The organism is Streptomyces sp. AcH 505, from assembly GCF_000818175.1.
Taxonomy (GTDB): domain Bacteria; phylum Actinomycetota; class Actinomycetes; order Streptomycetales; family Streptomycetaceae; genus Streptomyces.
Map to the genome: position 1 here is coordinate 950,634 of NZ_JTIY01000002.1, position 22,937 is coordinate 973,570.

Below are 22,937 nucleotides of genomic sequence, written 5' to 3' on the forward strand. Positions count from 1 at the left end.
ACGGCTAATGATTCACCGGCTAACGTTTTTCGAGTATTCGTTAGACGGCAAACGACCGCAAGGAGTCACCATGATACTGGTCACCGGTGCCACCGGGAACATAGGCCGTGAACTCACCCGCGAGCTCAACGCGAGGGGCGCCAAGCTGCGTGCTTTCGTCCGCGACCCCGCCCGTGCCGCCGGACTGCCCCAGGCCGCGGAACTCGCCGTCGGAGACCTGGGTGAGCCCGCCACACTGAGACCCGCCTTCGCCGGCGTGGACGCACTGTTCCTGCTCACGCAGGGCATCGGCACCGACTACACCGCCAACGCCCTCGCGGCGGCCCGGACGGCAGGGGTGAGCCGCGTCGTCCACCTCTCGTCGTTCAACGTCCTCGGCGACCCGATGCCCGCCATGGGCCACTGGCACCACGAACGCGAGAAGCTTGTCCGCGCCTCCGGCATCCCCGCCACGATCCTGCGCCCCGGCGGCTTCACCACCAACGCCCTCGACTGGGTGCCCACCATCCGCGAGGGCGGCTACGTACTCGACCCGATCGGCCCCGGCCGCTACGCGCCGATCGACCCCGCGGACATCGCCGCGGTCGCCGCCCTCGCCCTGACCGAGGACGGCCATCAGGGCCAGGAGTACGTCCTGACGGGGGAGGAGACGTTCACCGTCGCCGAGCAGGTCCGGATCATCGCCAAGACGACCGGCCTCGCGATCGAGGTGCGCGAGGCGGCCACCGTGGACGAAATCGTCCGCTCCCGCTTCCCCGACGGTGCGCCACCGGCGCTCGCCGAGGCGATCACGGAGGGATTCGCCGTCATGCGGGCCGACACCGTCGGATTCCGGACGGACACCGTGGAACGCCTGCTCGGCCGCAAGCCGCGGACCTTCGCGGACTGGTGCGCCCGCAACGCCGACGCGTTCCGCCGGCCCGCCGACGCGTGAGGCTGCGAGCGCCGCCCGAGACCTGGCGCGACCGGGGCTCACCCCGCGTCAGCGGCCGTCCGCAGCGGGGGCGAACGGGCCGGTCAGCGCCGCCCATTGCAGGAGCAGGATGGTCTTGGCATCGGTGATGCGGCCGTCACCGGTCATGGCGAGCGCTTCGTCGAAGGGCAGTTCGAGGACATCGATGTCCTCGCCTTCCTCTTCGAGGCCGCCACCGGTCCCGGTCCGGTCGGCGGGGGTGTACGGGGCGGCGAAGTAGTGGAGCCGTTCGGTGATGGAGCCCGGGCTCATGTACGCGTCGAGGACGTGGGTGAGCGGGCCGAGGGTGACGCCGAGTTCCTCGGCGGCCTCGCGGCGGACGGCGGTGTGCGGGTCGTCCTCGTCGAGCAGTCCGGCCGCCGCCTCGACGAGCATGCCGTCGGGGTGGCCGTTGACGTAGGCCGGGTAGCGGAACTGACGCGTGAGCAGGACGCAGCCGCGCGCGGTGTCGTAGGGCAGGACGACCGCGCCGTTGCCACGGTCGTACGTCTCGCGCTGCTGCGTCTCCCAACGCCCGTCCCGACGCCGGTAGTCGAAGGTGGTCCGGCGCAGCACGTGCCAGCCCTGCGAGGTGAGTTCGACGTCGCGGACCACCACGTCCCCGTTGCGGTCCAGCTCGCGCCCGGCCTGGTCGAGGCCGGTACGGCCGCGGTGATCGGGGACGTCGATGCCGGGGCGGCCAGTCATGCGGTCTCCTGCGGGGTGCGGCGGGGAATCCCGGCCTCGCTGTACGAGACGCCGTACGGGGCGTCGTACGCGACGGACGGGGGCTTGTCGTTCACGTGCGCTACCGTACATGCAGGAACGTGCAAGAACAGGAGAGAATGTGCATGCTGGCCGCTGAACGGCACGACCACCTGCTCGCTCTGCTCGCTCGCGAGGGCAAGATCGTCGCCAAGGACGTCGCCGCAGGACTGGGGATCTCCGAGGACAGCGTGCGGCGCGACCTGCGTGAACTCGCCGCCGACGGGCTCTGCCAGCGGGTTTACGGCGGTGCGCTGCCCGTTTCACCAGCGGTGGCCGACTACGCCGCCCGGCATGCCGTCGCCCCCGACGGCAAGCGGAAGGTCGCCGCCGTGGCCGCCGCGCTGGTACGGCCCGGCGGCTCGCTGATCCTCGACGGAGGCACGACCGCCCTCGCGGTCGCCCGCGCGCTCCCGTACGACCTCAGCTGCACCGTGATCACGCACAGCCCGACCGTCGCCGTGGCCCTGCTCGACCACCCCGGGGTGGAGCTCTTCCTCCTCGGTGGCCGCGTCTTCAAGCACTCGGCGGTCGCCTGCGGCGCGGCCGCTGTCGAGGCCGCGCAGAACGTCTCCGCCGATCTCTGCCTGCTCGGTGTCACCGGCGTACACCCGGAGGCGGGACTGACCACCGCGGACGCCGAAGAGGCGGCGATGAAGCGCGCCTTGGCCGCGCGGGCCGCGGACACCTACATCCTCGCCTCCGCCGAGAAGATCGGCACCGCTTCGCAGTACCGCGTCCTGCCCTGGGCGGAGGTCAGCGGCCTGATCACCGACGCCGACCCCCGCGACAGGCTCGTCGCGGAGGTCGGAGCGTTCGGTGTGGAGATCCTGACAGCCCGCTGATCCTGATAGCCCGCTGAACCTGACAGCCTGCTGACGTCCCGGTGCTGCCGCGCGGTGCGGTCCGTCAGGACAGGATCTCGACGTACCCGTCGGTGCCGTACACCCGGATCCGCTGCCCGTCCTGGATCAGCCGCGTGGCCTGCTCCACGCCCACGACGGCCGGCAAGCCGTACTCCCGCGCGATCACCGCACCATGCGTCATCAGGCCGCCGACCTCCGTCACCAGGCCCGCGATGCCGACGAACAGCGGCGACCAGCTCGGGTCGGTGAAGGGAGTGACCAGGATGTCGCCCGCTTCGAGATCGGCATCCGCCATGTCCAGGACGACCCGGGCCCGTCCCTCGACGGTCCCGGCGGAGACCGCCAGCCCGGTCAGGGCGCCGTCCGGCACGTCGTCGCGCCGGTACGCCCCGACCACGGCCTCGCCGTCCGAGGTGAGCACCCGGGGCGGTGTGAGCGCGTGGTAGGACCGGAAGGCCTCCTTGCGCTGCTGGACGAGCCGGCCGTCCGCCCGGTTCGAGCGCGCGACGTCGTGCAGTTCCTGGAAGGTGAGAGAGAAGATGTCCTCCTTCTCGGGAAGCACACCGGCGCGCACGAGGCGCTCGGCTTCCTCCAACAGGGCCTGCTTGTAGACGAAGTAGCGGCTGATGATGTTGTACTTCGGATACTCCCGGTACCCGATGAAGGTCCTGACCCGGTCGATCATCCGCTTGGTCTCGTCGGCCTTCTGGTCCCCTTCCGGCAGGGCCCGCAGCCGGGACAGCACGTCCTGCTCCTTCGCCAGCGCCTTCTGCCGCCCCTGCTCGAAGCGCCGTTCGGCGGCCCCCGGCTCGAAGTTCCGTACGTTGTCGAGGATCGCGGGTACGAGCGTGAGGGGGCGTTCGCGCCACCGCGGCCTCGTGATGTCGATCTCGCCGACGCAGCGCATGCCGTACCGGTCGAGGTACGCCTCGATGGCGTCGCGCGCCGCTGTCCCGCCCGAGAGCTTCGCCAGCTCGTCCAGGAAGTTCTCGTCCGTGACGTCCGTGACGTCCTTGAGGAACGCGACCACGTCCGGCTGCGCGCGGATCACGTCGGCGACATCGAGCAGCGCCAGTCCCGTCTCCGACGTGATGTTGTCGGGGGCGGACAGCGTGAGCGTGTCAGCCGCGTTCTTCTCGCCCAGCCACTCCATCAGCTTGTCGTTGAGCCACCAGGTGGCCTCCATCCCCGCCATGATCGCCTGAATGCTCAGGGGATCACTGAGCACGCGCTTGTGCTCCTCGAACGCCTCCAGCAGGAAGTCGAACAGCGCCGGTCCTGCCTTCGGCCGGATGCCGCGCTTCAGCGCGGCGAGGGACACCCGGCTGCGCTCGATCAGCTCCGTGACGACGGCCGGATCGGTCGCGATCGGCGCGGGCGCACCGCCGCCCGGCGGGCGGCCGGGACTCGCGTCCGGGAGCGAAGGGACGAAGTCCCCGCGGTCGAGGACGGTCTCCAGCGCGTCCCTGATCAGCGGATCCCCCTTCCCCATGGCGTCCAGAAGACCGGCGCGGCCGGCGGCCGAGGCCAGGCGCCGGGTGACATCCACGAACAGCCTCCCGCCGGCCTCGTGCATCGGGACCATGGCCGTCAGCTGCCACATGGAGAACCCCAGGGGCCTCATGGGGTCGGTCATCATCTGCCCATGACCGACGGAGACATAGACGTGGTTCTCCTCGTCGTCGGTCTCGGGCACGGGGAACAGCGTCGTGATCGGCCTGCTCTGCACGATCTGGAACGCGTCGTCGGCCAGGCACCATTCGATGTCCTGCGGGCGGCCGAAGTGGGCTTCGATCCGCCGTCCGAGCTGGACGAGCCGTACGACCTGCTCGTCCGTCAGCGCCGGCTGCTCCTGGCGCCGCGAGTCGACCGCCACTTCCCGCGTACCGCCGTCCGGCAGGGCCTGAACGGCACGCTCCTTGGCGGCGATGGTCTTGGCGACGACCTCGCCGTGCCGCACCGTGAAGACGTCCGGGTTCACCAGGCCGGAGACCAGGGCCTCCCCGAGACCGAAGCCGGCGTCCACGGTGGCGACCGTCCGGTTGCCCGTGACGGGGTCGGCGGTGAACAGGATGCCGGCCGCATCCGGGACGACCATCCGCTGCACGACCACGGCCATGTGGACCGTACGGTGATCGATGCCGTTGCGCCGGCGGTACGTCACGGCCCGCTCGGTGAACAGCGAAGCCCAGCACCGGCTGATGTGCTGAAGGATCGCCGCGGTGCCCATGACGTTCAGGTACGTGTCCTGCTGCCCGGCGAAGGACGCCGTCGGCAGATCCTCCGCCGTCGCACTGGACCGGACGGCGTAGGCGGCCTCCCCGCCGAGCCGGCCGAGCGCGGCGGTGATCGCCGCCGCGAGACCGGCCGGAACGGCGATCCCTTCGATCGCCCGGCGGATCTCCGCGCTGAGCGTACGGACCCCCTCGCGGTCGTCCGGGTCCAGAAGCGACAGCTGATCGAGCTGGTCGCCGATCGACGGTACCTGCGCCACGATCTGCCGGAAGGCCTCGGTCGTGACGCAGAAACCGGCCGGCACCCGGACGCCTTCGATCCGCGACAGCCCGCCCAGCTGCGCACCCTTGCCGCCGACGACCGCGACCCGCGTCTCGTCTACCTCACGAAGATCCAGTACGTACTGCTCGCTCACCGTGACACCTCCGGGGCGGTCATGAACCGCAGCACCGCACCGGCCGGCCCCGCCCCCGGTCCGACGTCACCGCGTCCCCCACACGTCGACAACACACGCACGTCGTGCCCTCATTTCCGCAGGTTGTAGCCTCGGCCGACGATTCTGCGGCACCACGGGGGCCTTGCCGCAAGCCCCCAGGTGCGCTATACCTTAGGAGTGGCGAGGAGAGGGTTCTCTTCGTCTTTCCTTTTGCCGGCCTGCGGAACCGATCGGCGCACGACGATCAAGCACCGAGACGCACGGCACCGGTGAGCCCCTCCACGAACGCGGTGAAGTCAGCGGCCAGGGCGATTTCCGTGCCCTAATCCGCGTCGGACACGGCGGCGTCGGTCACGTGGAAGCGCGACGGCGGGGTCACTCACCGGTTCCCATGGGGATGTTGAGCTGGTCGGCGATGCTCGTGAGCGCTGCGCCCAGGGGGAGTGTGACCCGGGTGTGTGCGTAGCGGTCGCCCCGGGTGGGGTCGCGGTTGACGATCAGTACGGGCTTCTCGGCCTGGGCCGCCTGGCGGACGAAGCGGAGTCCGGACATGACCGTGAGCGAGGAGCCGAGGACCAGGACGGAAGCCGCCGCTTGGACCAGGGCCCGGCAGTGTTCGACGCGTGCCGGAGGCACGTTCTCGCCGAAGAAGACCACGTCGGGTTTGAGGATGCCGCCGCAGTGTGTGCAGGGCACCACACGGAAGTCACCGATCTGTTCGTCGGTGAGGTCGGCGTCACCGTCCGGGTTGATGGCGGCGGCCGACGGCTCGAAGCCCGGGTTGGCCTCCTCCAGCCGTCGGGCGAGTTCGTGACGTGGGGTGAGGGTGCGGCACGAGAGGCAGACGACGCGGTCCAGGCTGCCGTGCAGCTCTACGACGTCCAGGCTGCCCGCGGCCTGGTGCAGGCCGTCGACGTTCTGGGTGATGACCCCCGAGAGGACGCCGTGGCGCTGGAAGGCGGCGACAGCGCGGTGTCCGGCGTTGGGCCGGGCGCGGCCGAACGTGCGCCAGCCGAGGTGGCTGCGCGCCCAGTACCGCCGGCGGGCCTGGGCGCCGGCGGTGAAGTCCTGGTACGTCATCGGGGTGTGCCGGCTCAGGCTCCCGCCCTCGCCCCGGTAGTCGGGGATGCCCGACTCCGTGGAGATACCCGCACCGCTCAGCACCAGCACGCCGCCGGCGGCCAACGCGTCAGCGACCGGCTGCAATTGGGTGCTGCCGGGTGGCAGGTTCTCGGTGGGCGTCCAGCTCAGGGTGGGGCGCATGCGCATACGGCCAGGATACGGGCCGGGCAGCGGCGGTACGTGGGCGTCGCAGCCGAGGGCTGTCGACCGGGTTCCGGTACGCTCCGTGTGCGTTCTGCCACGGCTATGCGCGCACGCGCCGCGCCTCCAGGGACGCGAGGATAATCTCCCGCGACGCGCGGACCGTGGTCGCGAAGGCGGCCGGGTCCCGCCCGATGCGCTCGGCGCCCGCCCGCATAACACCGGACAGCAGCTCCACCGCGAGGGGCACGTCGCCCACATCGCGGAATTCGCCGCGCTCGATGCCGTCCCGTACGACGTTCTCCACCTCGACCACGATCGTGTGGAACGGGCTGTCCGGCCCCTTCGGCACCTCGTCGACCAGCGGACCCGAACCGGGCCGGAACATCAGCTGCATGGACTGGTCCGTCGAGGCCTCCAGAAACGCCTCGATGATTTCCCGCAGCCGCTCGGCGGCCGGGCTGCCGGACCGCGCGGCGATCCCGGCCACCCGCTCGACCGCGGGGCGGCTCGCCCGCTCGGTCAGCGCCAGGACCAGGGTGCCCTTGTCGCGCGCGTAGTTGTACAGCGTGTTGCGCGCGAGGCCGGCCCGGGCGGCGATATGGCCCATGTTGATCGCGTCGTAGTCGCGTTCGAGCAGCAACTCCCGCATCGCCGAGGCGAGGTCGGCCCACACCATCTCGTGGTGTTCCTCGATGCTGGTTCCCCGGATCCGCGGCATCCGATCATTCTCCTCCCACTGCGGCTTGTCCGTCGCCCAGGGGCGAGGGCCGTATGGATCGACGTCAGCCTCGGTGGCTACGCGGCTGGCTGCGGCGCGTTCTCCTGGTACGTCGCGGTGAGCTTCACGCGGCTGAGACGCCAGCCGTCCGGGGTGCGGACCGCTTCGTTGTCGTAGAAGCCGACCACGAGCCAGCGGTTGGGTCCGCCGTTGGTCAGCTCGTCCGGGAGCCAGTGCTCGGCGCGGACGTGCGCGTGGATCGTCGCACTGTCGCCGTCGATGTCGACGACATGGCCGGTGATGGCATGGTGGGTCGCCAGGAAGGGCGTGAAGGCGGCGCGGACGTTCTCGACGTAATCAGCGAGCGGCACCGTCATCGGCGGCATCCCGGCGACCGACTCGAAGTCGACCGTGAGCGGGTCGGTGAAGACGAGCTTGGGCAGCTCGGCGAATTCCTTCAGGTCCGCGATATCGGCATAACGGCCGAGCAGTTCGATGAGATCGGCGCGATCACTGAGCGCATTCATGTGAAAAGCCCCTTTCCGTTCACGGCGGCACGTCAGAGCGTTCTGCCGCACCAGGGGTCGCGGAGCATGCTTTATGCGACAACCTGTCGTAAAGATTACGACAGGTTGTCGCAAAGATCAAGCGCGCAGTCCCGCGCCGGGACGAAACGGGTTGGCGGAAGCCGCCGGCGATCAGCGCGCCGCGGTGCTTTTCCCCTGACGCCGTACGACGAGCACTCCGCCGGCCGTCAGCAGGAGCGCTGCCGCTGTCCCGCCGATGAGCAGGCTGCCGTCGGTGCCACTGGCGGCCAGGGTGTCGGTCTGCGTCCCGGTGCCCTGCGTGCTCCCACCCGACGTCGCGCCACCCGACGTAGCGCCACTCGACGGGCCGTCGGTCGGCTCCGAGCCGCCGGTCGACCCGGAACCGCCGCCGACGGCAGTGGGGTTGACGACAACGCGGGCCGCGTTGTTCTTCGGATTCTCGTCGAAGGGCAGTGTGCCCGAGCGGTGATCGCCCTTGACGAAGGCCACCTTTCCGGTGGCGTTCTTGACGACCTTGTCGATCCGCAGCCGGAACGGATACGCGCGCTCGCTGTGTTCGTCGGCGTAGTCGTACGGCGTCGTGCAGTGGTACGCCGTCGGCTTGTTGCCGGTGCCTGCCGGAGCGCAGAACTCGGGGGCCTTCACCACCGTCGTACCGGTGGGGACACCGACGTCGAAGACGCCGATGGGGGAGGAGACGTCGTTGGTGACCCAGCCGGGACCCTTGTTGGCGAACGACACCTCCGCCGTGACCGTGTCGCCCGCCTTGCCCCTCACGGTGGAGCCGGTCAGGGCGAAGTCTGCCGTGTTCTTCGCGGTGATGTCGACGTCCAGCCGCTCGTACCCGTAGGTGGCGCCGGGATCGGCCGGCGGCCGCTGTTCGACGAGCCGCAGGACCGCCTTTCCGGCCCCGCCGTCGTCAGCTCCTCCGGGGAGGCCGGCCGGATCCTGCTGGATGGTGAAGCTGAGCTGCTCGTACAGGGCACGGTCCGCGAGAGTCACCCCCACAGGCTCTTCGAGCGCGTAGACCGAGCCCGGTTCCAGGGTCTGATCGACGGCGCAGACCGCGTTCACCTGAGCCGGCCCCTCGTCCTGCGCCGGGGTGTTCTCGTAGCGGCAGTTCGCGTACTTCTCGGCGAAGGCGAGTCCCTGCGAGCCGTCGATGTACAGCGCCACCTGCGTCGCGGGTGCGGTTCCTCGGTTCGTCACCGTGAACGACACGGCCTGCGCGCTTCCGGGGCGTACTCCCTCGATGGGCGCGGTCACACCGAACGCCAGCTCGGCGCCCGGCTCTTCGCGGTCGGCGGCAGTGGCGACGGGAGCCGAGGCCAGCGCCCAGGCGAGCGCGGTGGCAGTGCCCACTGCGGCCGAACAGCGCAGCGCGGCGGCCAGGGAGACGGGTCTCATGGAGCTCCTTCGAGGACATGCGGCCACGGACCACCGCCCCGCACGGATGAACAGTTGCGAAAGAAGACTCCTTCGGAAGCTGGACAGTTGTACGAACGCAATACATGTCCCATTCATCGAGATGCGACGGCGGGCGGCAGGTCGTCGCCGCTCTCGGCGCGCTCGCGCGGGGACGGTCAGTCCGTCGTGTGGCGGTGGCGCTGGTAGTGGCGGGCCGAGCGGGCCCGGTTTCCGCAGCCTGCGGAGCACCATTCCCTGCGTGGGTGGTTCTTGACGAAATACAGGACGCACCCCGGGGCGAGGCAGGCGCGTAGCTGACGGCGGGTGTCCTCGCCGAAGAGGGAGACGGCGTCCTCGGCGATGGCGGAGACGGCGGCTGAGGCGGTCTGCCCGCTGGTACGGGTGCGGCGGGAGGGTTCCTGGCCGGGTGTCCAGGAGAGGGTCGACCAGCGGGGTGTGTCGCCGGAGGCGCGGTTGAGCGCGGTGACGGCCGCCCGGAGCTCCCGGGTGTCGGGGGCCGCCGCCGGGCGCGGGTCCTCGGTGGCTTCGGCGGCGAGTCGGCGCAGTGCGTCGCGCAGGCCGACCAGCCGCCCGGCCAGGCCGTCGAGGTCCGGCACGGTGAGTGTGTCGAGGTCGCCGGGCGTCATCAGGTCCGTCCGGGAACTGACGGCGTGCAGCCACGCCCGGGTGCTGTCCGGGTCGTGCAGCGCGTCGTGTACGCCGTCCCTGTCCGCCCAGATGGTGTTCATCAGCTCGACGGGGAGCGGTTCGCCCAGGAGCGGTGCATTGGTGTCCACGCTGCGAGGCTACCGCGCTTCTAACGGTTGTGGATAGCTCCAACCGTTTGACTCGGTGGGTCGAGCGTGCGAGGCTGCCTCTAACGGTTGGGGTCGAAGTCAACCGTCAGAACGTGAGATCGAAGGAGTGCTGCTCTCATGACCGGTTCCGCCTTCAGCGACACGGCACGACAGACGACCGCGGGCTTCCACGAGGGTGAGCTGGCCGTACAGCGCCAGGCGGGCGTCGCGAGGGACGCGGCCCGGCTCGCGGGCATGCTGGCCCCCGCCCAGCTGCGTGGCGGTGTCACCCGGTTCCTGGGGGACAGGTCGTTCGCCGCCATCACCGCACGTGACACCGAAGGCACCTTGTGGACCTCCCCGCTCGCAGGGCCGCCCGGCTTTCTCCACGCCGCCTCGCCGGTCGCCCTCGATGTACGGACGCTGCCCGCGGACGGGGACCCGCTCCGCGACCTCCCGGTGCACCAGCCGGTCGGGCTGATCGTCGTCGAGTTCGCCACCCGCAGACGCCTGCGGATCAACGGCACCCTGACTCGTACAGACGGCGAGGGGCTGCGCATCGACGTGGAGCAGGCGTACGGCAACTGCCCCCAGTACATCCAGAGTCGGCACCTTCACCTCGCGCCGACCATGGCCCGCAGCTCGGAGCCGGTCCGCCACGCCGGCGCCCTCACGCAGGCCGATACCGACCTGATCCGCCGGTCGGACACGTTCCTGATCGGGACCACCCATCCCACCCGAGGCAGCGACGCCTCGCACCGCGGCGGCCCGCCGGGCTTCGTCCGCGTCGAGGACGGACAGTTGTGGTGGCCCGACTACTGGGGCAACAACATGTTCAACACCATCGGCAACCTCCAGACGGACCCCACATCCGCACTGCTTTTCTGCGACTTCACCACCGGTCGCACCCTCCACCTGTCCGGTCGGGCCGAGCTGGAGTGGACCGACCCCGGTGTCCCCGGGGACGACGACCGGACCGGGCGCCGCGTCCATTTCGCCCCCCGGCGCGTGGTGGCGGGCCATCTGCTGCCCGTTCTGGCCGACACTGTGTCCGCGGCGCCCGACAATCCGCCGCTCACCGACCAGCACTCCGCACTGTGAAGGACCGTCCTGCCATGACCGACACACGCCCGCCCGTCCCGCCGTTCGACCTCGAAAGCGCCGTCGCCAAGACCCAAGCCGCCGAAGACGTCTGGAACACCCGCGACCCGCACCGCGTGGCCCTCGCCTACACCGAGGACTCGGTCTGGCGGAACAGGGACGTGTTCCTCGTCGGCCGCGAAAAGATCGTGGAGTTCCTCACCGCCAAATGGGAGCGCGAACTCGACTACGTCCTGCGCAAGAGCCTGTGGGGCTTCCGCGAGAACCGCATGGCCGTCCGCTTCCAGTACGAGTGGCACAACGCCGAGGGCCAGTGGTTCCGCTCGTACGGCAACGAGCTGTGGGAGTTCGCCGAGAACGGTCTGATGCGCCGTCGCGAGGCCAGCATCAACGACGTGCTCATCAACGAGTCCGACCGCCGCTACCTCGGCCCGCGCGCCGAGGCCGAGCGCGGTCCTGGACACGACATCCCTCTGGACTGAACTGGGGCTGAACACCCTCCGGCGTGCTGATCCGGTGACTGGTCAGGACGCCGGGCTCAGGTTGAGAGCGAGCCGACCTCACGAGCCAACCGCACGAGCCGACCTCACGAAACGCGATCCGCCGGCGTCTACTGAATGTGCCCCGGACGGGCCGCGCCCGGTCAGGAGGTCGACCATGCCCGAACGTAACCGCGTTACGCCCACCGGCGAGATCATCGCCACGCCTCTCCGAGGTGCCTGGACCGGCAACCGGGGGATCCTTCACGAGGGGCACGACATCGTCCGCTTCCACACGGGCAACCTCTGGATCACCTGCGCACTGCGGTTTCGGAACCGGCGGCGCGAGCAGTGGGCCCCGCGCCACTGGACGAGTCTCTACTTCCACGACGAGGCGGTGTCGTTCGCCGCGGGTCACCGGCCGTGCGCCGAGTGCCGCCGCGAGAGTTACCGGGCGTACCGGGATGCCTGGACCGAAGGCCTGGGCGTCCCGCCACCCACCGCCGGCGAGATGAACCGCCTGCTGCACAACGAACGCATCCACCGGGGCACGCACCGTCGGCGCTACCACGACCTTGCGTGGCGCGATGTGCCGGAGGGGGCGTTCGTCCTTACCGAGGACGGCGTACCGGCCCTCGCCGTTGACCGGCACCTCACCGAATGGACGCGCGAGGGCTACGGACGGCACCGCGAGCGTCCCTCGGCGGGCACGGCGCCGGTCATCACGCCTCCCACGACGCTGGCCGTCCTGCGCGCCGGCTACCCCGTGCAGATCGACGAGTCCGCCCGGTGACCCCTGGCACCACATCTACGAAGGACGATCACATGCCCACCGCACCCGAGCTCGCCAGCAGCTTCCACGAGCGCGTCGCCGGCCAGGACTGGGACGCCATCAGCGCCGAACTCGACGCGTACGGCAGTGCCCTCACCGGGCCGCTGCTGTCGGACGCCGAGGCCTCCGCCCTCAAGGACCTGTACGAGGACGAGGGCTCCTTCCGGACCACGATCAACATGGCTCGCCACCGGTTCGGCTCTGGGGAGTACAAGTACTTCACCCACGACCTGCCGACCACCGTGCTCGGTCTGCGTACGGCCTTCTACCCGCACTTGCTGCCCCTCGCGCGGGAGTGGGCGCACAAGCTCGGGCACACCGCTCCATGGCCCGACTCGCTGGACGAGTGGATCGCCGCATGCCATGCGGCGGGACAGGAGCGTTCGGCGCAGATCCTGCTGCGCTACGGCCCGGGCGACTGGAACGCCCTGCACCGCGACGTCTTCGGGGAGATGGTCTTCCCCCTCCAGGTCGTCGTGGGCCTGGACGCGCCCGGCGTGGACTACACGGGCGGCGAGTTCCTCATGACGGAGCAGCGGGCCCGCGCCCAGTCCCGGGGTTCGGCGACCAGCGTGCCGAAGGGCCACGGTCTCGTCTTCACCACCAGAGACAGGCCCGTGCCGTCGAAGCGCGGATGGTCGAACGCCCCCATGCGGCACGGAGTCAGCACCGTACGCTCCGGCTCCAGGCACACTCTTGGCCTGGTGTTCCACGACGCGGCCTGACCGGGGCGACCTCGTCACCTCGGTGACGGGTCGATCCCCAGCACGGGCAGACAGTCGGCGACAGCGGTGAGTTCGATGTCGTCACGGCGCTGCTCGGCCCACCGCTCGCGGGTCAGCCTCCAGCACTTGATCTGCGCCGGCTCGCCCCGTCGCGTATCCCAGGACACGCCGTTCGGCACATAGCCCAGGGATTCGGAGACACGGTTCGAGGCGTGGTTGTCGACGAACGCGTCGCTGCCGGCCTCACGGGCCCCCAGCCCCTCGAAGGCCAGCTGCAGCACTGGCTGCCGCATCTCCTTCCCGAAGCCGCCGCCGCGCACGTCGGGGCTGAGCCAGGAAAACGTGCTGACCGTTCCGAAGGTGGCGAAGTCGCGGCCGATCAGATCCTGCATGCCCACCGGCTCGCCGTCGACGACCACGACGAAGTAGAGGCGCCAGAAGCCGGCACTCACCCGGCCCCGGCCGGACCATACGGCCCGCAGCCAACGCCACTCGCGCTCCGGGCTGTCTGCGTAGAGGGAGCTCGGATCGTCGAAGGGCCACGGAGGCTCGGTGGCCACCCCTTTGCGTACCGTCGGGACCAGGCGTTCGAGGAGTTCGTCCGTCGCCCCCAGCAAGGACAGCCGGGGTGTCTGCACCTGCACGTTCAACGGGGGATACGCGGACAGCGCCGCGGCGGTCGTCGGCATGCGCGTCACCATAGAGCCGGGCCGTCCCGGCGCGCACCACATATTTGGCCCGGTCCCGAGTACGGCGCCGCGGACCGGGGGCACGCCGCGTGGACGGCCCCCACCGTTCTGTGGAATGCGCGAGAGAAGTGGTCTCTGGGAAGTCTGTCCCTACGGCGGCGCCGCCACATCCACCTGGCGTCTCGAAACGCCCGCGACGAAAGTCGGGGCCGGTGATTCGACTGAGTTCCGTTCGGTCCGCTTCGGTCTGCGCCTCGGTGGTCGTCACGTGTGTCCGAACCGTAGCCTGGGGGCAAGAGAAGACGGCTTTTGTACCGAGAGCCACCACGATGCACGAACCCTGGAGACTCCGTGGACAAGCAGGCGGATACCGGGGAGTCGACGGATGCGGGGGAGCCGCTCGTCGGCCGGGACGCCGAATTGGCCCGCCTTTTTCGTGCGGTGGAGTCGGTGTCGGCCGACCCGGTTGTGCTGCTGATCGGTGACATCGGCACCGGGAAAACCGCGCTGCTCGACCGTGTGGTGCGTCGGGCTGAAGCTGACGGCGCTCGCGTACTGCGCGCGGAGGGGAGCGAGTCGGAGTCGAGCCTGGCGTTCGCCGCACTTCATCAGTTGCTGCGTCCCGTGTCGGCCGAGGCGGACGGATTGCCGGAGCAGCAACGCGGGGCGCTCCGGGCCGCCTCCGGCGAGGGCCCGGCCACGTCCGGGCCCGATCTGATGCTGCTCGGAGTGGCTGTTATGAGCCTGCTCTCCGAGCTGGGTGACCAAGGACCCGTGCTCGTGATCCTTGACGACGCCCAGTGGGTGGACCGCGCGTCGCTGGACGTACTGTCCTTCGCCGCCCGAAGGCTGGAAGGCGAACCGGTCACGACGCTGGTCGCGGCCCGCAGCGGCCACGCTCTGCCTGGAGTCGACCGTCACGTGCCGACCCTCACCCTCGGACGGCTCGACGACGCCGCAGCCAACCGGTTGCTGGATCAGCAGCCGAAGAGTCCCACCGGCCGTACCCGGGCGCGGATCCTTGATCAGGCGGGCGGCAACCCACTGGCACTGGTGGAACTGACGAGGTCGGCCGTCACGCACAACATGGCCGCGACACTGCCGTCCGCAGGTCCGCTCCCGCTCGCCGATCACCTGGAGCGGATCTTCGCCGCGCGCTTGACGGGACTCCCCGAGCGCACGACTCGTCACCTGCTGCTCCTGGCCGCCATGGACAGCGTCGATGCCGCGATCGTCGCATCGGCCGGGCTCGCCCCGGCGGACGACGGGGTCTGGCTGCCCGCCGAACAGGCCGGGCTGGTCCGGCGCACCGGTCGGGACCTGCGCTTCCGCCACCCGTTGATGCGGTCCGCCGTCTACCACGCCGCGTCCTTCGACGCCCGGCGCGAGGCTCACCGCTCGCTCGCCGAGCTGCTTCTGGACGAGCCGGACAGGCACGCCTGGCATGTGGCTGCCGCCTCCCCGGGACGGGACGCGGCCGTGTCGGCCGAGCTTGAACGGACCGCTGCCCGCGCCCGTCGGCGCGGTGGCCACGCGGCGGCGGCCAAGACCCTCCAGCGCGCCGCGGAGCTTGCCCCGCGGCGCGAGGACAGCGCCCGGCTGCTGGTCGAAGCCGCCTCGACGGCTGTGTTCACCGGAGACATCGGCTGGGTCGACGAACTGGTCGCGGCGGCACGCGCGCGCACCGACGACTCCTTCCTGCTCGCGGCAGCCACGGTGCACGCCGGACGGCTGGCGGTCCTGACCACCCGTCACACCGTCGCCTACTCCCGACTGACCGAAGCCGCCGAACAGTTGGCAGTCGATCAGCCCGCTGCCGCGCTGGCCCTCGTCTCCGGCGCCGCCGTGGTCTCCTTCTACTCCGGCAAGGACACCCAGCGGAAGCGCCTCCGGGACATCCTGTCCCGCCTTCCCGAGGATGACCCCCACGGCTCACACGACCCCCACGGCTCGCGCGCGCACTTGCGCACGTGGGTGCGAGCCGTGTCGGACCCCTTCGACGACCGGGCCGGACTGGTCTCCCTGCTGCCACGACTGTTCGCCGAGGCGGAGGGCCGGCCAGAGCTGTCCACAACGGTCGGCATCATGGCGTGGCTTCTGGACGAAACGCCGCTGGCCGTCCGTGCCTTCGACGAGGCATTCGACCGCTGGAAGCTGCGGGGAGCACTGCCGGACGGGCTGGGCGGCGCGGTTGCCTGGGCCTATGTGGAACGAGGACGCTGGGAAGAGGCCCGCGACGCCTGCGCCCGTATCACCACGATCGGCCAGGCGGCCGGCCTCGACCACGCGGTTGCCTGTGCGGCCGCTGTCGATGCCGTGGTGCTGGCCTTCCAGGGGGACTCGACTGCCGCCCGGGCCCGGGCTGAGGACGCGCTCACACTGATCGATCCGCTGGAGAGCCGCTCGGTCTTCGTCTATGCCCGTCGGGCGCTCGGCGCCGCGGCGGCCGCGGAAGGGGCGTACGAGAGGGCCTACGAGCAACTCCGTATGGTCTTCACGGCGGACGGCGCGCCCGTGCACTACCACGCCTCATACCCGGCCCTCGCCGATCTGGCGGCTGCCGCGGTACGTTGCGGCCGTCGCGACGAGGCCACACCGATCGTGGAGCGTGCCGCTCGCGAACTCGCCGACAACGCGTCTCCCCGCCTGAAGGCCCTGATCAGCCGAGCCCGTGGCTTGCTGGCGGACCCCGAGGCCCCCGAGGCCCCCGAGGCCCCCGCGGACACCGAGGCCCCCGCGGACACCGAGGGTGCCGAGTCGCACTTCCGGGCGGCCCTGGCGGATCCGGTATTCGAGTACTGGCCCTTCGAACGCGCGCAGAGCCTGCTGGACCTCGCCGAGTGGATGCGTCGTCGTCGGCGTATCGCGGAGGCACGCGGACCGCTCGCCGAGGCACTGGAAACCTTCCGACGCCTCGGTGCGCGCCCCTGGATCGAGCGCGCGCGGGCCGAATCGCGGGCCGCAGGCATCATCGTCACTGATTCGGCTCCCGACGCGCTCGCCGAACTCACCCCACAACAACAGCGGATTGTCAGGCTCGCCGCCGAAGGACTGACCAACCGGGAGATCGGCGAAAAGCTCTTTCTCTCCCCGCGCACGGTCGGTTCGCACCTCTACCGCAGTTTCCCCAGACTGGGCATCACCGCCCGTTCCCAGCTGCGGGACCTCATCAAGGACGGGTTGAGCCGAACTCGTGTCGGATCCGAGTCCGGAGTTGCGCAAGGTCGGCGTGATGTCGAACCCACCGGCCCGCCGAACAGCCCGGGCTCAGGTGCCTTCGTTGCCCCGTAGCTCCTCCACCGCGGCGCGCGCCGCCGTGCCGATGACGGCGTCGGCGCGGGGGAGTCTGCTGTCCGCACGGGCTGCCTGGGTGAAGACGACGGCGGTGTAGACAGCCCCGTCGGGCAGTTCCACCACGCCCGCCTCGTGGCGCATCGTGCCGAAGGTTCCGGTCTTGCCCGAGACGGTGACGTCGTCGTAGGGGAATCCGGAGGCGAGGCGGTGGGACCACGCCTGGCGGCCCATCGTCTCGCGCATCCAGGCGCAGCTCTCGGCGGAGGCCGCGTCGTCCGTCCAGATCGCCCGCAGCAGCCTGGCCATGTCGGACGGCGTCGAGGAGGCCTTCGACAGGGGGTTGTAGACCCCGGCGGGCACCGTGGCGTCGTTGTCGGTGAGGCGTTTCATCGCGGCGCTCAGCGACTCCGTGCCGGTCTCCGAGACCATCCGCTCGAACGTCGTGGCCACACCGCCGAGGATATGGGTGTCCGGCAGGCCGAGTTCCTGGCACAGCGCGTCGACGGCCGCCGGGCCCACGTGGCGTAGCACCGCGTTCGCCGCCGTGTTGTCGGAGACGCTCATCATGAGGACGACCAGGTCGCGCAGGGAGACGGTGATCGGGTCCCGGAGGATGGAGAGGCCGGTCGAGCCGGGCATGCGGTCGTCGGCGCCGAGCGTCACCGGCTGCCGGGGGTCAAGGCCGCCGGTCTCCGCCAGCCGGCAGAAGGCCGCCATCAGCGGCAGCTTGTAGACCGAGCCGACGGGCACCGGTTCGTCGGGGTCGACCGTCACGCAGGCCGTCGGCCGGCGCAGCTCCGCCACGTGCAGCCAGCCGCGTACACCGGCGTCCGCGAACATGCCGCGAATGGCGCGCTGTGCGTCGCTGTCCCGCCTCGCCGCGCTCACCGCCCCGCCTGCCGGGCCAGGGCGTCCGCCAGCAGGCGCGCCGTGGACGCCATTCCCTCGGCGTCCGGGCGGCGGGTGTCCCACACCACCCGTAGCCGCAGTGGGAGCGGCGGGTCGGTGGAGGGGGTGCGGTCGACGCCCTCGGCCGAGAGCCCGGCGTCGGCCGTGACCAGCACGGCCTGTCCCGCCGCCACCAGGGCGAGCCCCGCGCGTTCGTCGGGAACCACGACCGTCTCCACCCGGCGCCCGCGGCTGGCGAGGGTGTCGACGAACAGGTCGTAGGCTGCCGGTGCCTCCTCGCGCGGCCGTACCGCGACAGGCAGCCGTCTGGTGTCCACAGCCGCCGCCTCGGCAGTCGTCGGGGCGGGCGTCAGGCGCCAGGTCGGAACGAGCACCACCGCGCCGGAGCCGAGCCCCGGAAGCACCGCGGGGTGCCGGATCACCGCAAGGTCGAGCCGTCCTGCGGCGGTCTCGGACAACAGCGTGGCGGTCGGGGCCGTGGAGACGGTGAGCCGGGTGCGCTCGCCGGCGCGGCCCGGTGCGGCGGCCACGGCCGGGCTGCGGCTGCGCCCTCGAACGCGATCAAACCGATCAGGCGACTAACACATCTCGGGACATCTCATGAACTGGTTTGCTCACCCCACGACGCGGTGGGCGACGTTGCTGACGCTTTGTCTGGCCGTCGTCGTCGCGCAAATCGACACCTTCATCGTCAACCTCGCCGTGCACCCGATCGGCGCATATTTCGACGCCGGTATCGGCGCCCTGCAATGGGTGATCGACAGCTACAATCTCGCTTATGCGGTCCTGCTGCTGAGCGGTGGACTGCTCGCCGACCTCTATGGTCGTCGCCGGATCTTCATGGTCGGCGCCGCGGTCTTCACGCTGGCATCGATGCTCTGCGCGCTCGCTCCCTCCGTCGCGATCCTGATTGCCGGCCGTGCGCTTGCCGGGCTCGGCGGTGCACTGCTGATCCCGGCATCGCTCGCCATCGTCCGGGTGGTGTGGCAGGACCCGGGCGAGCGCGCCCGCGCTTTGGGGATCTGGGGGGCGTGCAACGGCCTGGCTATGACCGTCGGACCTACCGCTGGTGGGTTGCTGATCCATGCCTTCGGCTGGCGCAGTGTTTTCTTGATCGTCGTTCCGCTAAGCCTCGCCGCGCTGGGTCTTGCGATCCCAACGCTGCCGGAATCCTCCTCGCCGCGGGGTCGGCATATCGATGCACCAGCTCAGGTTCTCGGCGCGCTGGCGCTGGGAGGCCTCGCGTTCGCGGCCATCCGCGCGTCGGTTACGCCGGGTGTGGCGATCGGAGCGGTGATCGTCGCGCTGTTGGCGCTGGCGCTGTTCGTCAAGGTCGAAGCGCGGCAGGGTGCGGCGGCGCTGGTGCCGCTGGATATTTTTCAGGTCCGCCAGTTCCGCGGTGCGATGACCGCAATGGTGGGGATGACTTTTGGCGGCTACGGCATGCTGTTCGTGTTGCCGCTGGCCTGGCAGAGCACCGGCGTGCTGGAGACCGTGGGGGCGGGGCTGGCGCTCGTACCAATGGCCGTCATGTTCGCGCTGGTGTCTCCGTTCACGGGAGCGATGATCGCAAGATTCGGCGAGCGGCTGCTGGCAAGCGGCGGCGTGGCCGTGATGGGAACGGGTCTGCTGTTGATCGGCTTGAGTACCCGTCACAGCGGTCTCATCATGGTCGAAGCCGGTCTTGTGCTGACGGGGATTGGCCTCGGAATGGCGCTCGGCCCGCTGACCAGCGCGGCGGTCGGCGCCGTTGCCGCGGCGCGTTCCGGAACCGTGGCCGCGCTGGTCAGTGTTGCTCGTGTCGCGGGTGCGACATTCGGCGTTGCGGTGCTCGGCTCGGTCTATGTGCTGGCCGGGGCAGGGCCGCACGGACTGCTCGTCGCGATGGCGGTGGGCGGACTGACGCAGATCGCGTGCGCGGCGGTTGCGGCCGCGACGATGCAGGCCGGACATCACGCGTATGGGGCAGCGGAGCGGTCGTCGATCGGATGAACGGGGTCCTAGCCGCGTCGCGCGGAATGGTCGCGGCAACCGTTCAGGAAAAGATCGACTGCGCTGACCACACGTTCGCGCAGTTCCTTTTCGGATTTCGCGATCTTGCCGCTCAGCACCATGGCGCGGACGGGGCCGTCGACGACCGTGTAGGAGAACTGCTCAGCCAGGAAACTCGCATCAGCCGGCCGGAGCTGTCCGTCGCGGATGGCATTGGCGAAGACGCTCGCGACCAGCCCGCGCGCATGCAGGGCGTTCTCGTGGTAGGCCTGAGCCACCTCCGGGAATTGATGCGCTTCGGATGAAATCAGCCGTTCGAGCGCGATGGCCGCTGGCGCGATCGCGTGTTTTGAAAGCTCCAGCCCGAGCCTTACCAGGGTCGCCTCGATCGGGTCGTCGCGATTGGATTCCGTGAGGGGCACCAGAAGATTGTTCGTGCCCTTGCGCATGACGGCCGCAAACAAGGCCTCCTTGGAGGCGAAGCGGGCATAGAAGGTCTGCTTCGAGATCCGTGCCGTGGCCGCGATCAGGTCAACGCTGACCGCCTCGAAGCTGGACTCCAGGAACAACTGCATCGCGACATCGATGATGTGGTCAGTGATGCGGCCGGCCTGTTCCTTGGTCGGCCGCCCGCTGCTGCGCGGCGCAGCCTTGGCTGGCCTGACCTTCGCCGACGGCCTGGCAGTCGTTTTGGCAGCAGTCATCCGTGTGGTCTCTCCAAATCATCCTCGCAGCTACAAATCATCTTTGCGCCTTCAAGTCATCTTTGCGGAGCTCATGCGGCGCGATGGCCCGCATCGCAATCGTTCGATTTCCCCGCATATCCGCTTGCGCCGGGGCACGGTAGTGTATAAATAGTACGATATAGTTTGATTAATAGCGAGCGCGGCGCATGAGCCGCGCGCGGCAGCTTCTGCATGCCCCGAGGAACTGGAGATGACGCAGATGACATCGATAATGCGAAATACCGTGTGCGTGGCGAGCTTGCTGGCTCTCGTCACATCAGGCCTTGCCTCAGGTAATGCCGATCCCAGCGGCACGTGGCTGACTGAAGACGGCCGCGCCCGCATCCGCGTCGAACGTTGCGGATCAGCGCTGGAGCAAGTCTGCGGCTATATCGTCTGGATGAAGGATCCTTTCGATGCCAACCGGCAACCGCTCAAGGACCAGAACAATCCGGATCGCGCGAAGCGGTCGCGCCCCGTGCTGGGGCACCAGCTCATTCTCGGCCTGGCGCCGAACCCGAAGGGTTATTTCGCCGGCCAGATCTATGACGCGGAGAGCGGCAAGTCGTATGAGATCTCGCTGTGGCGCGAGAGCGCGGACCGGCTGAAGGTCAAGGGCTGCATGCTGTCGGTGTTCTGCCTGTCGCAGACCTGGACACAGACCATTGATGTCCTGTCCGGGCAACTCGTGGGCATGACGGGCGACCCGACCGGCCCCCGGGCAGACAACGAGTGGGTGCAGGTTTCGCAGGTGAAGTCGCCTCAGCCAAAGCCGCCGACCATAGCGCGCGCGAGCCGATAGCTGCTGCGGAGCCGATCCGGTCCGTGCGATGTCGGGACGGCTCCCCCGCAAACGCTGCAGATGGTGCTCGGTTCGAGACACTCCGAGCTCAGGTCCCGCAGAACGTCTGCAGCACGCGCTGTTCCGGACGCGGCGGCTCGGCGTAGGCCGCGAACTGCGGCTGGTCCTCATAGGGCCGCGCCAGCACGGCATTCAGTTCCTCGAACGGCGCGTAGTCGCCGCGGACCGCAGCTGTGATCACTGCCTCGATCCGGTGGTTACGCGGAATGAAGGCGGGATTGATCCGGCGCAGGGCCGCGCCGTTCGGCGACCCGTCGTTACGGCGCTTGCGCCATGCGTCGAGCCACGCATCGATGGCCGCGGGCTCGGCAAACATCGTGCGCAAGTCGCTGGCATCGCCGTCGGCGGCATCGCATAGCCGCCGGAACGCCAGGATGAAATCGACTTCGTCTTGTCCCAGCAGCTGCAGGAATCCGCCGACGAGATCATCGCCCTCAGCGCCGGACAAACCGACCTTGGCGCGCATGCCCTGCGTGTAGGCCGCGTCGAACGCTGGGGAAAATGTCGCCAGTTGTTCTTTGGCAATCTCGATGGCTTTGGTCTGGTCGTCATCGAACAGGGGCAACAGACATTCCGCCAGCCGGGTCAGATTCCACAGCGCGATGCGCGGCTGGTTGGCGTAGGCGTAGCGCCCGTTCTGATCGATCGAGGAGAACACGGTGGCGGGATCGTACGCATCCATGAACGCGCAGGGGCCATAGTCGATGGTCTCGCCGGCAATCGACATGTTGTCGGTGTTCATGACGCCATGGATGAAGCCGATGTGCATCCACCGCGCCACCAGTGCCGCCTGCCGCGCGATCACCTGCGCCAGCAGCGCGCGATAGGGATATGCATCGGTGGCGACCTGCGGATAATGCCGCGCGATGACGTGATCAGCGAGTGCGCGGACTGCATCGCGATCGTCGCGCGCCGCGAAAAACTGGAACGTGCCGATCCGGATATGGCTCGACGCCACCCGCGTCAGCACGGCGCCGGGCAGCATGGTCTCGCGCTGCACCCGGTCGCCGCTTAGCACCGCGGCGAGCGCACGGGTGGTCGGGATGTCGAGCGCGGCCATCGCCTCACTGACGATGTATTCCCGTAGCACGGGTCCGAGCGCCGCGCGGCCATCCCCACGCCGGGAGAATGGCGTCGGTCCGGCGCCCTTCAGTTGCAGGTCGCGGCGCTGTCCCTGGCGGTCGACCACTTCACCGAGCAAAATCGCGCGCCCGTCGCCGAGCTGCGGCACGAAATTGCCGAACTGGTGCCCGGCATAGGCGGTTGCGATGGGATCGGCGCCGGGCGGAACGGCCTGGCCGGCCAGAAAGCCAACGCCGTCGGGCGAAGCCAGCCAATC

Annotated in this window: 21 protein-coding genes; 9 read left to right on the top strand and 12 right to left on the bottom strand. The window is 69.7% G+C overall.

The genetic code is table 11. The features are described 5' to 3' along the window. The first annotated feature begins 70 nt into the window (after positions 1–70). A complete protein-coding gene (locus tag HY68_RS34240) occupies positions 71–934 on the top strand; it encodes an NAD(P)H-binding protein (protein WP_041999338.1) in 864 nt (287 codons plus the stop codon). A 48-nt stretch (positions 935–982) separates the two neighbouring features. Here HY68_RS34240 and HY68_RS34245 read toward each other — a convergent pair whose 3' ends face one another. Beyond that, the gene (locus HY68_RS34245) at positions 983–1,660 is read right to left on the bottom strand and encodes an NUDIX domain-containing protein (RefSeq protein ID WP_041999341.1); all 678 of its coding nucleotides are present in this window, start codon (positions 1,658–1,660) and stop codon (positions 983–985) included. A 143-nt stretch (positions 1,661–1,803) separates the two neighbouring features. Between HY68_RS34245 and HY68_RS34250 the strand changes: the two genes are divergently transcribed. Next, on the top strand, positions 1,804–2,562 hold the full coding sequence (locus HY68_RS34250) for a DeoR/GlpR family DNA-binding transcription regulator (RefSeq protein WP_041999344.1): 759 nt from the start codon (positions 1,804–1,806) through the stop codon (positions 2,560–2,562). A 64-nt stretch (positions 2,563–2,626) separates the two neighbouring features. Here the strand turns inward: HY68_RS34250 and rph are convergent, their stop codons facing one another. From rph to HY68_RS34280, 6 genes are all read right to left on the bottom strand, one after another. Continuing rightward, a complete protein-coding gene (gene rph, locus HY68_RS34255; RefSeq protein ID WP_041999347.1) occupies positions 2,627–5,233 on the bottom strand; it encodes a rifamycin-inactivating phosphotransferase in 2,607 nt (868 codons plus the stop codon). A 396-nt stretch (positions 5,234–5,629) separates the two neighbouring features. Beyond that, entirely contained in the window at positions 5,630–6,523 is an 894-nt protein-coding gene (locus tag HY68_RS34260) for an NAD-dependent protein deacetylase (RefSeq protein WP_041999349.1), read from the bottom strand. Positions 6,524–6,620: 97 nt separating this feature from the next. Beyond that, positions 6,621–7,238 (bottom strand): TetR/AcrR family transcriptional regulator, encoded by a 618-nt coding sequence (locus HY68_RS34265; RefSeq protein ID WP_041999352.1) that lies wholly within the window; start codon positions 7,236–7,238, stop codon positions 6,621–6,623. Positions 7,239–7,315: 77 nt separating this feature from the next. Beyond that, the gene (locus HY68_RS34270) at positions 7,316–7,765 is read right to left on the bottom strand and encodes a nuclear transport factor 2 family protein (protein WP_041999355.1); all 450 of its coding nucleotides are present in this window, start codon (positions 7,763–7,765) and stop codon (positions 7,316–7,318) included. A gap of 171 nt (positions 7,766–7,936) precedes the next feature. Continuing rightward, positions 7,937–9,193, bottom strand: coding sequence for a hypothetical protein (locus tag HY68_RS34275; protein WP_052457450.1), 1,257 nt, complete (start codon positions 9,191–9,193; stop codon positions 7,937–7,939). Between the two features lie 176 nt (positions 9,194–9,369). Next, the gene (locus HY68_RS34280; protein WP_041999357.1) at positions 9,370–9,990 is read right to left on the bottom strand and encodes an ABATE domain-containing protein; all 621 of its coding nucleotides are present in this window, start codon (positions 9,988–9,990) and stop codon (positions 9,370–9,372) included. 138 nt (positions 9,991–10,128) lie between these two features. On the opposite strand from HY68_RS34280, the gene HY68_RS34285 reads away from it, so the two are divergent. The 4 genes from HY68_RS34285 to HY68_RS34300 all read left to right on the top strand — a co-directional run bounded on the left by HY68_RS34285 (position 10,129) and on the right by HY68_RS34300 (position 13,127). Next, positions 10,129–11,091 carry a pyridoxamine 5'-phosphate oxidase family protein gene (locus HY68_RS34285; protein ID WP_041999360.1) on the top strand — a complete coding sequence of 321 codons (963 nt, stop codon included), beginning with the start codon at positions 10,129–10,131 and terminating at the stop codon, positions 11,089–11,091. Positions 11,092–11,105: 14 nt separating this feature from the next. Then, the gene (locus tag HY68_RS34290; RefSeq protein ID WP_041999363.1) at positions 11,106–11,573 is read left to right on the top strand and encodes a nuclear transport factor 2 family protein; all 468 of its coding nucleotides are present in this window, start codon (positions 11,106–11,108) and stop codon (positions 11,571–11,573) included. Between the two features lie 175 nt (positions 11,574–11,748). Beyond that, positions 11,749–12,363 (top strand): hypothetical protein, encoded by a 615-nt coding sequence (locus tag HY68_RS34295; RefSeq protein ID WP_041999365.1) that lies wholly within the window; start codon positions 11,749–11,751, stop codon positions 12,361–12,363. A gap of 32 nt (positions 12,364–12,395) precedes the next feature. Then, positions 12,396–13,127 (top strand): 2OG-Fe(II) oxygenase, encoded by a 732-nt coding sequence (locus tag HY68_RS34300; RefSeq protein WP_041999368.1) that lies wholly within the window; start codon positions 12,396–12,398, stop codon positions 13,125–13,127. Between the two features lie 14 nt (positions 13,128–13,141). On the opposite strand, the gene HY68_RS34305 is transcribed toward HY68_RS34300, so the two are convergent. Then, on the bottom strand, positions 13,142–13,816 hold the full coding sequence (locus HY68_RS34305; RefSeq protein ID WP_042000706.1) for a GNAT family protein: 675 nt from the start codon (positions 13,814–13,816) through the stop codon (positions 13,142–13,144). Positions 13,817–14,167: 351 nt separating this feature from the next. Between HY68_RS34305 and HY68_RS34310 the strand changes: the two genes are divergently transcribed. Beyond that, a complete protein-coding gene (locus HY68_RS34310; RefSeq protein ID WP_078864081.1) occupies positions 14,168–17,107 on the top strand; it encodes a LuxR family transcriptional regulator in 2,940 nt (979 codons plus the stop codon). Here HY68_RS34310 and HY68_RS34315 read toward each other — a convergent pair. Further along, complete coding sequence (locus HY68_RS34315; RefSeq protein WP_157874483.1) at positions 17,084–17,950, bottom strand: serine hydrolase; 867 nt, start codon at positions 17,948–17,950, stop codon at positions 17,084–17,086. The genes HY68_RS34310 and HY68_RS34315 overlap by 24 nt on opposite strands. 44 nt (positions 17,951–17,994) lie before the next feature. Further along, positions 17,995–18,549, bottom strand: a complete 555-nt coding sequence (locus HY68_RS34320) for a hypothetical protein (protein WP_107070260.1) — start codon at positions 18,547–18,549, stop codon at positions 17,995–17,997. Between the two features lie 70 nt (positions 18,550–18,619). Here HY68_RS34320 and HY68_RS34325 point away from each other — a divergent pair, with 70 nt between their 5' ends. After that, positions 18,620–20,011 (top strand): MFS transporter, encoded by a 1,392-nt coding sequence (locus tag HY68_RS34325; protein ID WP_041999374.1) that lies wholly within the window; start codon positions 18,620–18,622, stop codon positions 20,009–20,011. 8 nt (positions 20,012–20,019) lie between these two features. On the opposite strand, the gene HY68_RS34330 is transcribed toward HY68_RS34325, so the two are convergent. Further along, positions 20,020–20,715 carry a TetR/AcrR family transcriptional regulator gene (locus HY68_RS34330; RefSeq protein WP_041999377.1) on the bottom strand — a complete coding sequence of 232 codons (696 nt, stop codon included), beginning with the start codon at positions 20,713–20,715 and terminating at the stop codon, positions 20,020–20,022. A 232-nt stretch (positions 20,716–20,947) separates the two neighbouring features. On the opposite strand from HY68_RS34330, the gene HY68_RS34335 reads away from it, so the two are divergent. After that, on the top strand, positions 20,948–21,538 hold the full coding sequence (locus HY68_RS34335) for a DUF2147 domain-containing protein (RefSeq protein ID WP_198533479.1): 591 nt from the start codon (positions 20,948–20,950) through the stop codon (positions 21,536–21,538). Positions 21,539–21,626: 88 nt separating this feature from the next. Here the strand turns inward: HY68_RS34335 and HY68_RS34340 are convergent. Beyond that, on the bottom strand, positions 21,627–22,937 hold a 1,311-nt coding region (locus HY68_RS34340), incomplete at its 5' end, for a protein adenylyltransferase SelO (protein ID WP_078864143.1).

What these genes read in the sequence shown, in the direction of transcription:
- HY68_RS34315 (WP_157874483.1), bottom strand. Translation starts at nt 17,950, where the DNA reads ATGTTCGCGGACGCCGGTGTACGCGGCTGGCTGCACGTGGCGGAGCTG.
- HY68_RS34300 (WP_041999368.1), top strand. Translation starts at nt 12,396, where the DNA reads ATGCCCACCGCACCCGAGCTCGCCAGCAGCTTCCACGAGCGCGTCGCC.
- HY68_RS34295 (WP_041999365.1), top strand. Translation starts at nt 11,749, where the DNA reads ATGCCCGAACGTAACCGCGTTACGCCCACCGGCGAGATCATCGCCACG.
- HY68_RS34290 (WP_041999363.1), top strand. Translation starts at nt 11,106, where the DNA reads ATGACCGACACACGCCCGCCCGTCCCGCCGTTCGACCTCGAAAGCGCC.
- HY68_RS34275 (WP_052457450.1), bottom strand. Translation starts at nt 9,193, where the DNA reads ATGAGACCCGTCTCCCTGGCCGCCGCGCTGCGCTGTTCGGCCGCAGTG.
- HY68_RS34335 (WP_198533479.1), top strand. Translation starts at nt 20,948, where the DNA reads ATGACGCAGATGACATCGATAATGCGAAATACCGTGTGCGTGGCGAGC.
- HY68_RS34250 (WP_041999344.1), top strand. Translation starts at nt 1,804, where the DNA reads ATGCTGGCCGCTGAACGGCACGACCACCTGCTCGCTCTGCTCGCTCGC.
- HY68_RS34240 (WP_041999338.1), top strand. Translation starts at nt 71, where the DNA reads ATGATACTGGTCACCGGTGCCACCGGGAACATAGGCCGTGAACTCACC.
- HY68_RS34285 (WP_041999360.1), top strand. Translation starts at nt 10,129, where the DNA reads ATGACCGGTTCCGCCTTCAGCGACACGGCACGACAGACGACCGCGGGC.
- HY68_RS34270 (WP_041999355.1), bottom strand. Translation starts at nt 7,765, where the DNA reads ATGAATGCGCTCAGTGATCGCGCCGATCTCATCGAACTGCTCGGCCGT.
- HY68_RS34325 (WP_041999374.1), top strand. Translation starts at nt 18,620, where the DNA reads ATGAACTGGTTTGCTCACCCCACGACGCGGTGGGCGACGTTGCTGACG.
- HY68_RS34265 (WP_041999352.1), bottom strand. Translation starts at nt 7,238, where the DNA reads ATGCCGCGGATCCGGGGAACCAGCATCGAGGAACACCACGAGATGGTG.
- HY68_RS34305 (WP_042000706.1), bottom strand. Translation starts at nt 13,816, where the DNA reads ATGCCGACGACCGCCGCGGCGCTGTCCGCGTATCCCCCGTTGAACGTG.
- HY68_RS34260 (WP_041999349.1), bottom strand. Translation starts at nt 6,523, where the DNA reads ATGCGCATGCGCCCCACCCTGAGCTGGACGCCCACCGAGAACCTGCCA.
- HY68_RS34245 (WP_041999341.1), bottom strand. Translation starts at nt 1,660, where the DNA reads ATGACTGGCCGCCCCGGCATCGACGTCCCCGATCACCGCGGCCGTACC.
- HY68_RS34330 (WP_041999377.1), bottom strand. Translation starts at nt 20,715, where the DNA reads ATGACTGCTGCCAAAACGACTGCCAGGCCGTCGGCGAAGGTCAGGCCA.